The sequence below is a fragment of the Streptomyces sp. NPDC059743 genome (assembly GCF_042732975.1).
In the GTDB taxonomy this organism is placed as follows: Bacteria; Actinomycetota; Actinomycetes; order Streptomycetales; family Streptomycetaceae; genus Streptomyces.
In genome coordinates, this window is the sequence record NZ_JBHWGS010000015.1 from 191,173 (window position 1) to 203,286 (window position 12,114).

Consider the following 12,114-nt stretch of genomic DNA (forward strand, 5'->3'; position numbering starts at 1 on the left):
CCTTGCCCCTCGCGCCCACACATTCTTGTGTCGGCACACCTTCACGCTGACATTCCGACTCCCGGACGGTGGTCAAGCGCCAAGGTTCGCGGGCAAGTTAACGCCATTCCGCGCGGTGCGCGCCACTCCGCGGACGGAATACAGCGGGAATCCGAGTGGAATGCGGACAGAACACCCGATGATCACGGCGGGCCAGGTATCGGCACACCGCGCACGGATACGGTATGCAGGGCCTATGGCAGCAGGCACGGACAACGACAGCACGGGCGCTCGCGACAGCGCGGACGCTCGCGATACCGCCGCTTGCGATACCGCCGCTCGCGCCACCTCGGATCGGCCCGTCGCCGGGCTGCTGCTCGCGGCGGGCGGCGGGCGCAGACTGGGCGGCCGGCCGAAGGCACTGCTGAACCACCGGGGCCGCCCGCTGGTCGAGCATGCCGCGCGCACACTGCGCGAAGGCGGCTGCGCACCGGTGCATGTGGTGCTGGGCGCGGCGGCGGACCGCGTACGGCACGAGGCCGAGCTGCCCGGATGCGTTCTGGTCGACAATCCGCGGTGGGCCGACGGCATGGGATCCTCGCTGCGCGCCGGGCTGCTCTCGCTGCTCGGTACGGACGCGGCGGCGGCGCTCGTACTGCTGGTGGACCAGCCGGGCATCGGCGCGGCGGCGGTGGCCCGGGTGGTGGCCGCGTACACCGCCGCGCACAGCGGTCCCGACGCGCTGGTGTCGGCCGCGTACGACGGACGGCGCGGCCATCCCGTACTGTTCGGCGCCCGCCGCTGGGCGGAGATCGCGGCGGACGCGGAGGGCGATCGCGGGGCGCGTGGTTATCTGAAGGCGCATGCGAGCGAGATCGTTCTGGTCGAGTGCGGCGATGTCGCGCAGGCGTACGACATCGACACGGAGGAAGATCTGTCGTATCTGGAGCAGTAGTCCACGTCTGGAGCAGTAGCCCACGGCAGACCTACCGCGGACTCCCTGGCACCCGGCCCGGCATCGGGCCTGGCACCCGGCGCCATGGTCTGTCGACCCGGAGATTCTCGATATCAACAAACCATTGAACTTCCACCATGAGGAAACTACTATCCACAGGTCAGAGCGTCCGGCCTCTCGGTCGGCGCCCGCGACCGTATCCCGGCGCCATGGCACCTCGTGCCGTCCAAGGCGAACCGCCGGCCGCCGGGCACACCCCCCGCGAAGCATCCCGCGAAGGAGAGTGACAGCTCATGTCCGCACCAGCGCCGTCCCCAGCGGTGGTCGTCGACGCCGAACTCCTGCCCAGGCAGGACGAGGTACTCACCGACGCCGCCCTCACCTTTGTGGCGGAGCTGCACCGGCGGTTCACTCCCCGGCGTGATGAACTGCTCGCCCGCCGCACCGAGCGCCGCGCCGAGATCGCCCGTACCGCCAGTCTGGACTTTCTGCCGGAGACCGCCGCGATCCGCGAGGACGAGAGCTGGCGCGTCGCTCCCTCGCCCGCCGCGCTCGAAGACCGGCGGGTGGAGATCACCGGTCCCACGGACCGCAAGATGACGATCAACGCGCTCAACTCCGGCGCGCGGATCTGGCTCGCGGACTTCGAGGACGCCTCGGCGCCCACCTGGGAGAATGTGGTCCTGGGCCAGCTCAATCTGATGGATGCCTACGCTGGCCGTATCGACTTCACCGACCCGCGCTCCGGCAAGTCGTACGCCCTCAAGGACGCGGACCGGCTGGCGACCGTCGTGATGCGCCCGCGCGGCTGGCATCTGACGGAGCGTCATCTCCAGGTGGACGGAGTGCCGGTGCCCGGCGCGCTGGTCGACTTCGGTCTGTACTTCTTCCACAACGCGCGGACGCTGATCGAGCTGGGCAAGGGCCCGTACTTCTATCTCCCGAAGACGGAGTCGTATCTGGAGGCGCGCCTCTGGAACGACGTCTTTGTCTTCGCCCAGGACTACGTGGGCATTCCGCAGTCCACCGTGCGGGCGACCGTACTGATCGAGACGATCACCGCCGCCTACGAGATGGACGAGATCCTCTACGAGCTGCGCGACCACGCCTCCGGGCTCAACGCGGGCCGCTGGGACTATCTCTTCTCGATCGTGAAGAACTTCCGTGACGGCGGCGCCAAGTTCGTGCTGCCCGACCGCAACGCGGTCACGATGACGGCGCCGTTCATGCGCGCGTACACCGAACTGCTCGTCCGTACGTGCCACAAGCGCGGCGCGCACGCCATCGGCGGTATGGCGGCCTTCATCCCGTCACGGCATGACGCGGAGGTCAACAAGGTCGCCTTCGAGAAGGTCAAGGCGGACAAGGACCGCGAGGCCGCCGACGGCTTCGACGGCTCCTGGGTCGCCCATCCGGATCTGGTGCCGATCGCGATGGCCTCCTTCGACGCGGTGCTCGGCGACCGGCCGCACCAGAAGGACCGGCTGCGCGAGGACGTCTCCGTCGCGGCCGGTGATCTGATCGCTGTCGACTCGCTGGACGCGAGGCCGACGTACGAGGGCCTGCGCAATGCCGTCCAGGTCGGTATCCGGTATATCGAGGCCTGGCTGCGGGGCATGGGCGCGGTCGCGATCTTCAATCTGATGGAGGACGCGGCCACGGCGGAGATCTCCCGCTCCCAGATCTGGCAGTGGATCAACGCGGGCGTCGAGTTCGAGCACGACGGCCGGACCGTACGGGCCACTCCGGAACTCGCCCGCGCGATCGCCGACGAGGAACTCACCGCGATCCGCGCGGAGATCGGCGACGAGGCCTTCGCGTCCGGGAAGTGGCGGCAGGCCCATGATCTGCTGCTGACGGTGGCCCTGGACGAGCACTACACGGACTTCCTCACGCTCCCCGCGTACGAGCAGCTCCGCGGCTGAGGCGGCTCCGCGGCTGAGGCAGCTCCGCGGTTGAGACAGCTCTGCGGCTGAGGCGGCGGGCCCGGGTCGGGGGGTCCAGGTCCGTTCAGGCTTCTTCCGGTGCGGGAAGCCTCGGAACGCTGGCGATCAGCCGTCGGGAGTAGGGATGGGACGGCGAGCCCAGTACCGAGGCCGTGTCTCCCTGCTCCACGATCCGGCCGTGCTCCAGCACCGCCGTCCACTCGCACAGCGCCGCCACCACCGACAGATCGTGCGAGACCATCGCGACGGTCAGCCCTCTTGTCTCCTTCAGCTCGATCAGCAGATCCACGATCCTGACCCGGGTGGTCACATCGAGGGCGCTCACCGGCTCGTCGGCGAGCAGCACCCGTGGCTCGCACACGGTGGCTCTGGCGATCGCGACGCGCTGCCGCTGACCGCCGGAGAATTCGTGCGGATAGCGGTCGGCCGCGTCCGCGGGCAGGCCGACGGCCTCCAGCGCGGCGGCGACCCTGGGATCGTCGCCGCCTCGGGACCTGCTCAGTCCGAGCGAGCGCAGCGGCTCCGAGACGATTCCGCCGACCCGCTGACGAGGATCGAGCGACGAGTACGGATCCTGGAACACGCTCTGTACGCCACGGCGGAAGCGGCGCATCAATTCACGGTCGCGAAGCCTGAGTTCGTCGCCGTCGAACAGGATCCGTCCGCTCGTGGGCCGGGTGAGGCCGAGCAGCAGCCGGAGCACCGTGGTCTTGCCGGCGCCCGACTCACCGACCAGCCCAACGCTGCGGCCGGCGGTGATGTCGAGCGAGACGCCGTGCAGTACGGGCGGCGAGCCGCGATAGGCGAAGCCCGCGTCACGCGCGGCCAGGATCGGGGCGTCCTCGGCCAGGGAGTCCGGGGCCGGTGCGGCCGGGATCGGTGCGGCCGGGATCGGTGCGGTCATCGGACGATCCGTTCCAGTGCGCTTTCGAGGTGCCGGGCGCTGTCCACCAGATCCCGGGTGTACGGGTGCCGTGGGCGGCGCACGATGTCGTCCACGCTCCCGGACTCGACGGCCGATCCGTCCTTGAGCACCAGGACATGGTCGGTCACGGCGGAGACGACCGCCAGATCGTGGCTGACGAACAGCAGCGCCATGTCCCGCTGGGCGACCAGTCCGTCCAGCAGCGCGAGCACCTCCGACTGGACGGTGACATCCAGGGCGGTGGTGGGCTCGTCCGCGATCAGCAGGGCCGGTTCGCAGGCCAGGGCCATGGCGAGCGCCACCCGCTGGCGCTGACCGCCGGAGATCTCGTGCGGATAGGCACGGATGATCCGGTCCGGCTCGGGAAGCCGTACCTGGTCGAGTGACTCCTCCACCGCGCGGCGCAGCGCGGCTCCGCGCAGCCCGCGCCACCGGCGCAGCGGCTCGGCGATCTGGCCGCCGATCCGCATCAGCGGATCGAGCGCGGTGAGCGGCTCCTGGAAGACGACCGTGGCGGCCCGGCCGCGCAGACCGGTCAGCCGCTGCTCGGCCGCGCCGATGACCTCGGTGCCGGGCCCGTCCGTGGCCGTTCTCAGGACGATGCTGCCGGAGGCGGTCATCCCGGGCGGCAGCAGGCCCAGTACGGCGAGCGCGGTGAGGGACTTGCCGGAGCCGGACTCGCCGACCAGTCCGAGCCGGGAGCCCGCGGCGATCGAGAACGACAGGTCCGAGACCAGGGCCCGGCCCTGGTCGGTACGGATCGTGAGGCCTCCGACGTCGAGCACCTTCGCCTCGGGCGCCTGCGGACCGGGCACGTTCATCGGCTCCTCCGCCGGGTCGGGTCCAGCGTGTCGCGCAGTCCGTCGGCGATCAGATTGACACCGACGACCAGCATGACCAGCAGCACTCCGGGAGCGATGACTCCGGTGGGAGCGGTGAACACGGTCGCCTGTGCCTCGTGGAGCATCCGTCCCCAGGAGGCGTTCGGCGGCGGCGCGCCGAGCCCGAGGAACGACAGACTCGCCTCGGCCATCACGGCGAGACCGAACTGCTGGGCGAGATTCACCACCAGAGTGGGCCAGATATTGGGCAGCACATGGCCGGTGATCACACGTGGCCATGACGTTCCCGAGGTACGGGCCGCGGTGATGTAGTCCTGGGCCAGCACGCGCTTGACCAGGATCCGGGTCAGCCGGGCCACCACCGCGGTCATGGCGAACCCGATGGCGAGAACGGCCGAGCTGAGCGAGGCCGACCGGGCCGCGACCATCAGCATGGCCAGCAGCAGTGTGGGAAAGGCGATCAGCACGTCCAGCAGCGTGGAGAGTGTGTCGTCCAGCCAGCGGGTGGCGAAGCCGGCGGCCAGTCCGGCGCAGACGCCGAGCGCCGTGCCGATCGCGATCGCGCCGAGACCGGCCTCCAGCGCGATACGCGCGCCGGTCATGAGCTGGGTGAGCAGATCACGGCCGAGCTTGTCGGTGCCCAGGAGATGCGGCAGGCCGGGTGACATCAGCCGGCCGCCGGTGGTGTCGTCGGGCGCGTACGGCACCCAGAACAGGGAGACCAGCGCAACCGCGACGATCAGCCCCACCAGGACACAGCCCGCCATCAGCGCCGGTGAACGCCGTCTCCGTACGGGCGGTACGGGCGCCGAAGCCGTGCCGGCCTCCTTGCCCGTATCCGGAGGCGTCTTCGTAAGCTCCACGGCGGTCGGCTCCTCTGCGGTCCGTCTGGTCCGCTCCGTCCGCTCGGTCCGTTCACTCATCGGGCACCTCCCGACAGCCGGCCCCGCAGCCGGGGATCGATCAGCCGCTGGGCGACATCGCTCAGGAATCCGATGACGAGGACCGCGAACGTGCTCACGAAGAGCACTCCCTGGACCGTCGGATAGTCATGCTGGGCGACCGCCTGGGCGAGCAGACTGCCCAGACCGGGCAGTGCGAACACCGTCTCGACCACCACCGCGCCCAGCAGCGTCGTGGCGAGTTCGATACCGAGGACCGAGACGACCGGTACGGCGCCGTTACGCATTCCATGGCGCCACATCGCCCGGTTGAAGGACGAGCCGAGCGCCCTGGCCGTACGCAGATAGTCGCTGCCGAGGACATCCAGGGCGGCGGACCGTACGTACCGGATCAGCGAGGCGGACATCACCAGGGCGACGGTGATCACCGGCAGGGCCAGCGAGGTCAGTGCCTCTCCCGGCTGCGCCCAGCCGTCCTGCGGAAAGCCGCCGGCGGGCAGCACTCCGAGGCGCAGCGCGAACACGGTGATCAGGATCATCCCGATCCAGAAGACCGGTACGGCGATGCCCAGTTGGGAGATTCCGCTGATCAGCGTGCCGTACCAGGTGGCCGACCGATGGGCGGCGACAAAGCCGACGGGAACCGCGATCACCACGGCCAGCAGAAAGGAGAGCAGCGTCAGCGGGACGGTGACATCGAGCCGGGAGGTGATCTCCGGACCGACCGGCAGTGAGCTGATGAACGAGTTGCCCAGGTCGAAGGTGGCCAGTTGGCCGAGCCAGGTGACGAACTGCTCGGGCAGCGGGCGGTCCGAGCCGATCTCATGACGGGCCGCGGCGATCTGCTCCGGAGTGGCGCCTACGGAGAGCAGGGAGTTCGCGGGATCGCCGGGCAGCAGCCGTAGCAGCAGGAAGATCACCACGCCGGCCAGAAACAGGGAGCCGGCCAGAAAGGCCAGCCGCCGCAGCAGGTACGAGATCATCAGGGAGGAGGACCGATCGACGGAAGCGGGATATCGACGGGGCGACGGGGATACCGACGGAGATATCGGCCACGGCGGAGGCGCCGCCGTACGGACCGGGTGGGGCGACCGGGCCCGTACGGCGGCGCGGAGCATCAGCTCTTCTTGATGCCGTAGGCGTAGAACTGCGAGTTGAGACCGTTGAGCGGGTAGCCCGACAGCTTGGTGGAGGCCACCACGATCTGCGGGTAGAGGTAGAGCCAGTCGCTGGCCGCGTCCTGTGCGATCTGGTTGTTGACCTTCTTCAGCAGCGCCGTCTGCTCGTCGGTGGTGTCCGACTGCTCGGCCTGCTTGACCCACTCGGTGACCTGCTTGTTGTCATAGCCCCAGTAGAAGTCCGGGTCCCCGTACCAGACGATGTCGCGGTCGTTGACATGCTCCTGGAGCGTCGCGCTGAAGTCGTGGTTCTTGTAGACCTTGGTGTACCACTCGTCCGGCGTGATGATGTTGATCTTGACATTGATACCGACCTTGGCCAGCTCCGACTTGATGAAGGTGGCCGCCGTCGGATGCGGGTCGTAGTTCGGCGTGTCGAGCGTGAAGTCGAAGCCCTTGGCATAGCCGGCCTCGGCGAGCTGCCGCTTGGCGAGCGCCACGTCGTACGGATTGACCTTGGTGAGGTCCTCGTACCAGGGATCGGTCGGCGGGACCATCGAGCCGATCAGCGTGCCGTGGTCGCCCCACACCGACTGGAGCAGCTTCTTGTTGTCGATCGCCGAGCTGACGGCCTTGCGGACCTTGACGTTGTCGAACGGCTTGACCTTGTCGTTGAAGGCCAGCAGCAGCTTGGTGGTCGACTTGCCGTCGTTGACCTTGTAGGCCGGGTTGCTCTTGAACTGGTCGAGAGCGTCCGGGCTCTGCTCGCTGGTCACCACGTCCACGGCGTTGGTGAGCAGCGCGTTGTTGAGGGCGGTGGCGTCCTTGTAGTAGTGGAAGACGACCTTCGCGTTGGTCGCGGGCGTTCCCCAGTAGCCCGTGAAGCGCTCCAGGCTGAGCGCGGAGCCCCGCGTCCACTTGTCCAGCTTGTACGGTCCGCTGCCGTCCTCCGAGGTCTTGAGGTCCTTGGCCTCGGAGTTGACGATCCACACATAGCTGAGGTTGTAGACGAACGAGATCGACTTGGACGAGAGCGTCACCTCGACCGTGGCCGGGTCGGGCGTCGCGATCGACTTGATCATGTCGAAGCTGCTCTTGCGCGCCGACTGGGAGTTCTCGGCGGTCACCTTCTCGATGCTGTACTTCACATCCGCGGAGGTGAGCTTCTTGCCCGAGTGGAAGGTGACACCGTCGCGCAGCTTGAACGTGTACGTGAGGCCGTCCGGGCTGACGGTGTAATCCTCGGCGAGCTGCTTCTCGACCTTGCCGGTGTCGGTGAGCCTGAACAGGCCTTCGTAGACATTGCCGTTGAGCGCCTCGGTCACGCCCTGGCCGCCGCCTCCGGTGTTGTCCAGATTCTGCGGTTCGTAGAGCGATCCGACGCCGACCGTGGCGTTCTTGTCGTACGAACCGGAGGGCGTGGTGTTCTTGCTGTCGGTCCCGGAGCCGCAGGCGGTGAGGGCCAGGGACAGGGTGACCGCCAGGGTGCCGCCGAGCAGCGGTACGGACTTTCTCATCTCTTCTACTCCTGATCAACGGCCGGACGCGGGTCCCGCGAGCGGTGACCGGTCCGGCTGTGGTGCCGTGGGTGAGCTCAGTTGACGGCGTAGCCGCCACGGAAAACCGGGACCTTCTCGCCCGCCTCGACGGGCAGGTGCAGCCGGTTCTGCCGTGGCGGCAACGGACAGTTGTACTGAGCGGAGAAACCGCACGGCGGCACGAAGACGCGGTTGAAGTCGAGTATCACCGTCTCGCTCTTCCCTTCACGCGGGACGAACAGGAAGCGGCCCGCGCCATAAGTGTCAGTGCCGTTGGTCGGATCACCGAAGACCAGGAGAAGCGTTCCGTCGTCGTTGAAGGCCGACAGTGTGTAGTCCACACCGTCCAGTGTGACGTGGATATCGCCGGGAACGACCAGTTCCCGGCTGCCTCCGCTGTCCCTGATGTGCTCGAACGGCACGCGCCGGTCGGTGGAGACGGAGGTGAAGGCGGCCTCGACCACCCAGTCCGGCTGGAACGGATAGGCATCGATATGTGAGAAGTGCCGCACGGCCGGGGCATCGGCGTCCCAGAAACGCAGGGCGTGCTCCGGCTCACCGGTATGGAGATTGGTCCGCGCCACTGTGGTGACCGTCACACCGTCGGACGGCGTGACCCGCGCCAACTCCTCGGTCACCTCGGCGCCGGGAGCCAGCCAACGGGTCTCGACCAGCGCCAGATTACCGAGAGGCCCGGTCACGGCGGTCTGCCGTGAGACACGCCAGGCGTCAAAACCAGCCTGTGCGGCGGCTATGGCCGTCACGGAAGCACGGGTTTGTACGGACATGCGTAACTCGCTCCGGTCTGCGTAAAAGGTTCGATCCGGCGCGCGTTGTCGCTGTCGGGTCTGGAACGAGTGGATCGTACATGCGAGGGATTATTTCCAGCCATAATCGACCATCCTTCGAGACAGCCGTCCCAAATCCGTCTTCGCCCGATGAGTTCCGGTGGCCGGGCCGGTCCACCTCTGTATGGAAACGAATATGAAGGCCGACCCGTTCGACCTCGGTCCCGTCTGCCGGACCGTGGCCGGGCTGGTGGGCGGTATCAGTGAGGAACAGCTCACCGGGCCCACGCCCTGTCCCGCGTACACCGTGCGGGAGGTGCTCGGGCATCTCGTCGGGCTGACCGTGGCGTTCCGGGACGCGGCGCGGAAGGAGCTCGGGCCGACGACGGATACGTCACCGAACGCCGCTCTGCCCGTGCTGCCCGACGACTGGCGCGAGGCGCTGCCCCGGCAGCTGGACGAACTGGCGGAGGCCTGGCGGTCGCCCGGCGCCTGGCAGGGCGGCACCCGGGTCGGCGGTGTCGAGCTGCCGGGTGAGGTGGCGGCGGTCGTGGCGCTCAACGAAGTGCAGATCCATGGCTGGGATCTCGCGCGGAGCACGGGCCAGGAGTACGCGCCGGACGAGGCGAGCCTGCGCGTGTCGTACGCGATGCTGATCGCCGCGGCGCGGTCGGCCGATGGAGATCCGGCTCCTGACGGGCTGTTCGGCCCGCCCGTCGAGCTGCCCGAGGAAGCCCCGCTGCTGGACCGGGTGATCGGCCTGAGCGGCCGTCGCCCCGACTGGCGGCCGGGCGCATGAGCGGGCGGGTCCGGGCCGGGGCCCGGAGGTCGGGGGGCCTCACGGTCGACCGGTCCGGACCCGCTCCCGAGGGCGTCCCGATGCCTGGGCCGTCCTGATATCCGAGGGCGCGCTGTCCCGGTGACCGGCGTCATGACCAGCGCCGGTCGCCGGGCTCAGGCGGTCGTGGGCCGGGCCGTCGCCGTACCGGCGGATATGGTTCCGGCCGTGCGGAGCAGTGCGCGGGCGGCTTCCTGGAAGCAGGCGTCCGTCTCGGCCGCGCTCCCGGAGCGACCGGGACACCACACACGGCGGTCGCGCTCCGCCAGATCGGTGAGACGGTCGAGATGCGGCCGTGACAGGTTCTCGGGCCCGAGGGCCACGAGCGCGTCCAGGGCTCCCATCGCATCGGCATGGCGCTCGGCGGAGGTCAGGGCCGCGTCCGCCAGATCCGTACGGTCCCGGTCCGACGGATCCACGGCGAGCAGGGCGAGGACCATCGCCGGTGCCCGTTCCGGGACGGCCAGTCCGCGTTCCAGCGCCGGGCGCAGCGAGGCCGCGGCCGGGCCGAGGAGAGCGGCGGCCTTCGCCGCGCGCACGGCCGTCCAGCGCATCCACTCGCTCTCCGCCTGCGCCAGTACGCGCGCGATCACGGGCACCGCGTCGTCCGGGTCGCCCGTCAGCCGCCACAGCGCGAGCGCGATCTCCAGATCGGCGTCCTTCCGAGGAATCGTCGTACCGTCCTCGTCCGTACCGAGGGCCGACCGGAGCGAGGGCAGCAGTACGGCGGCGTCCTGGCCCAGGCCGTCGGTGGCACCGGCCGCCTCCCGCAGCCGGCGAGGATCGCGGCCGGCCAGCTCGACCGCGAGAACCGTCAGCAGCGGCCCGCTGTCGCCGGCGATCCCGTGCAGTGCGCGCGCCGCCGCGAACCGGCCCTCCTCCGGCCCCGATATGGCGGCCTCGCGCAGCGGCCCGACGGCCTTGACGGGATCGGCCGCCGCCAGTGCGCGCGGCACGAAGACCGGGAACGTCTCCAGCACCGCGAGGAGTTCGGGAAACGCGGGCGCGGCGCGCTCGCCCCAACCGGTCAGCAGCCAGGTGAGCCGGATCGGCTCGTTCCCGGTGAGATCCGGATCCGTCAGCCGGGCCCGTACAGCGGTCAGCAACTCCGGGCGGTACGGGAACGGCTCGACGCCCTCGCCGTCCCGGAAACGGCAGGCCGCGCCCAGAGCCGCGGGCCGTTCGGACAGATCACGCGCGAGCAGCGGCGCCGCCCGCTCCGGGTCGATCCGGACGAGCGAGGCGAGCGCGCCGTCCGCGAGATCGCCGCCGCTGGACGCAAGAACGGCCAGCGCGGGCGCCGCCGGAGCCGCGTACGCGCCCAGCTTGTCCACGACGGTGAGCGCCGGGCGCGCCGAGGACGGATCCTCCAGCAGGCGGACCAGCGGCGCCGCGAGCCGGGCCGCGGCCTCGCGCGAGTAGTCGCACGCCTCTTCCGCCGCCCACAGGGCCTCCGCCCGCGCCTCGGCGTCCGGAGAACGGAGCACAGCGTCGAGCAGGGAGAGCGCCGCCTCGCGGTCGGCGGCGGTCTCCCGCTCCAACAGGGTGTCCACGATGTACCGGAAGGGCTCCATCCGGTCCTCGTCGAAGCGGTCGGCGACCAGTGCGTCGAGCGGGAGCAGCGACAGCACGGCCTCATGGTGCGCGGATGTCCAGGGCAGTTCCGCGTCCAGACAGCCGAGGACCGCGGCGATCCGCAGCTCCGCCGGCTCGCCGACGTCGAGGCCCGCCGTCACCGCGGGCGCGGCGCCCGTCGGATCGAGCAGCGCCGTCGCGGCCAGCAGCTCGGCCCGTACGAGCGTGTCCTCCTCATGCTCCCCGCACCGCCGCAGCGCCGGAAGGACCGGCTCCGCCGCTCCCGTTCTGGCCGCCGCCCAGACCGCCGCCTGCCGCAGCCGCGCGTCGTCCGCCTCCACGAACGGCAGGATCAGGGGCAGTTGGGCGATGACGGCCGCCCGGCAGCCGCCGACCGCCTCGCCGTCCCGCTCGTCCCCGCTCTCGGCTATCCCGCCCAGCAGAAGCAGCAGTTCAAGACTCTGGACTCCGGCGGCGGCCAGCCCGGCCAGATACGGCACGGCGTGCGCGGTGGCCTCGTACACCGAGCCCTGGTGGAAGATGCTGCCGTACAACTCGCCCAGCGCCGACGACACCTCCTCCTCGTCCTCGCTCGCCAACCCGCGCAGCAGCGCGGGCACATCCTCGGCGCTGCCGTAGGCGTGCTCGAACTCCGCCCATGGCTGGGCGTCCAGATCGGTGAATACCTGTACGAGATCCATGACCGGA

Annotated in this window: 10 protein-coding genes; 3 read left to right on the forward strand and 7 right to left on the reverse strand. The window is 69.8% G+C overall.

Annotated elements, in window-relative coordinates; genetic code table 11:
- The first annotated feature begins 235 nt into the window (after positions 1 to 235).
- Positions 236 to 934 carry an NTP transferase domain-containing protein gene (locus ACFV6H_RS26405; protein WP_385546569.1) on the forward strand — a complete coding sequence of 233 codons (699 nt, stop codon included), beginning with the start codon at positions 236 to 238 and terminating at the stop codon, positions 932 to 934.
- Between the two features lie 293 nt (positions 935 to 1,227).
- Positions 1,228 to 2,859 (forward strand): malate synthase A, encoded by a 1,632-nt coding sequence (gene aceB / locus ACFV6H_RS26410; protein WP_385546572.1) that lies wholly within the window; start codon positions 1,228 to 1,230, stop codon positions 2,857 to 2,859.
- A gap of 85 nt (positions 2,860 to 2,944) precedes the next feature.
- Here the strand turns inward: aceB and ACFV6H_RS26415 are convergent, their stop codons facing one another.
- From ACFV6H_RS26415 to ACFV6H_RS26440, 6 genes are all read right to left on the reverse strand, one after another.
- Positions 2,945 to 3,784: an ABC transporter ATP-binding protein gene (locus ACFV6H_RS26415; RefSeq protein ID WP_385546575.1), complete on the reverse strand. Its 840-nt coding sequence runs from the start codon at positions 3,782 to 3,784 to the stop codon at positions 2,945 to 2,947.
- Positions 3,781 to 4,626, reverse strand: coding sequence for an ATP-binding cassette domain-containing protein (locus ACFV6H_RS26420; RefSeq protein ID WP_385546578.1), 846 nt, complete (start codon positions 4,624 to 4,626; stop codon positions 3,781 to 3,783). The genes ACFV6H_RS26415 and ACFV6H_RS26420 overlap by 4 nt, the downstream gene beginning before the upstream one ends.
- On the reverse strand, positions 4,623 to 5,510 hold the full coding sequence (locus ACFV6H_RS26425; protein ID WP_385546581.1) for an ABC transporter permease: 888 nt from the start codon (positions 5,508 to 5,510) through the stop codon (positions 4,623 to 4,625). The genes ACFV6H_RS26420 and ACFV6H_RS26425 overlap by 4 nt, the downstream gene beginning before the upstream one ends.
- Before the next feature lie 56 nt (positions 5,511 to 5,566).
- Positions 5,567 to 6,532 (reverse strand): ABC transporter permease, encoded by a 966-nt coding sequence (locus tag ACFV6H_RS26430; protein WP_384786617.1) that lies wholly within the window; start codon positions 6,530 to 6,532, stop codon positions 5,567 to 5,569.
- A gap of 134 nt (positions 6,533 to 6,666) precedes the next feature.
- Entirely contained in the window at positions 6,667 to 8,184 is a 1,518-nt protein-coding gene (locus ACFV6H_RS26435; RefSeq protein WP_385546584.1) for an ABC transporter substrate-binding protein, read from the reverse strand.
- A gap of 77 nt (positions 8,185 to 8,261) precedes the next feature.
- A complete protein-coding gene (locus ACFV6H_RS26440; protein ID WP_385546587.1) occupies positions 8,262 to 8,993 on the reverse strand; it encodes a DUF1684 domain-containing protein in 732 nt (243 codons plus the stop codon).
- 196 nt (positions 8,994 to 9,189) lie between these two features.
- Here ACFV6H_RS26440 and ACFV6H_RS26445 point away from each other — a divergent pair, with 196 nt between their 5' ends.
- Positions 9,190 to 9,792, forward strand: a complete 603-nt coding sequence (locus ACFV6H_RS26445; protein WP_385546589.1) for a TIGR03086 family metal-binding protein — start codon at positions 9,190 to 9,192, stop codon at positions 9,790 to 9,792.
- A 155-nt stretch (positions 9,793 to 9,947) separates the two neighbouring features.
- Here the strand turns inward: ACFV6H_RS26445 and ACFV6H_RS26450 are convergent, their stop codons facing one another.
- Entirely contained in the window at positions 9,948 to 12,107 is a 2,160-nt protein-coding gene (locus ACFV6H_RS26450) for a hypothetical protein (RefSeq protein ID WP_385546592.1), read from the reverse strand.
- Positions 12,108 to 12,114 lie beyond the last annotated feature (7 nt).

Coding starts and splice junctions, on each gene's coding strand:
- ACFV6H_RS26435 (WP_385546584.1), bottom strand. CDS start 8,184: ATGAGAAAGTCCGTACCGCTGCTCGGCGGCACCCTGGCGGTCACCCTG.
- ACFV6H_RS26420 (WP_385546578.1), bottom strand. CDS start 4,626: ATGAACGTGCCCGGTCCGCAGGCGCCCGAGGCGAAGGTGCTCGACGTC.
- ACFV6H_RS26450 (WP_385546592.1), bottom strand. CDS start 12,107: ATGGATCTCGTACAGGTATTCACCGATCTGGACGCCCAGCCATGGGCG.
- ACFV6H_RS26405 (WP_385546569.1), top strand. CDS start 236: ATGGCAGCAGGCACGGACAACGACAGCACGGGCGCTCGCGACAGCGCG.
- ACFV6H_RS26430 (WP_384786617.1), bottom strand. CDS start 6,532: ATGATCTCGTACCTGCTGCGGCGGCTGGCCTTTCTGGCCGGCTCCCTG.
- ACFV6H_RS26415 (WP_385546575.1), bottom strand. CDS start 3,784: ATGACCGCACCGATCCCGGCCGCACCGATCCCGGCCGCACCGGCCCCG.
- ACFV6H_RS26445 (WP_385546589.1), top strand. CDS start 9,190: ATGAAGGCCGACCCGTTCGACCTCGGTCCCGTCTGCCGGACCGTGGCC.
- aceB (WP_385546572.1), top strand. CDS start 1,228: ATGTCCGCACCAGCGCCGTCCCCAGCGGTGGTCGTCGACGCCGAACTC.
- ACFV6H_RS26440 (WP_385546587.1), bottom strand. CDS start 8,993: ATGTCCGTACAAACCCGTGCTTCCGTGACGGCCATAGCCGCCGCACAG.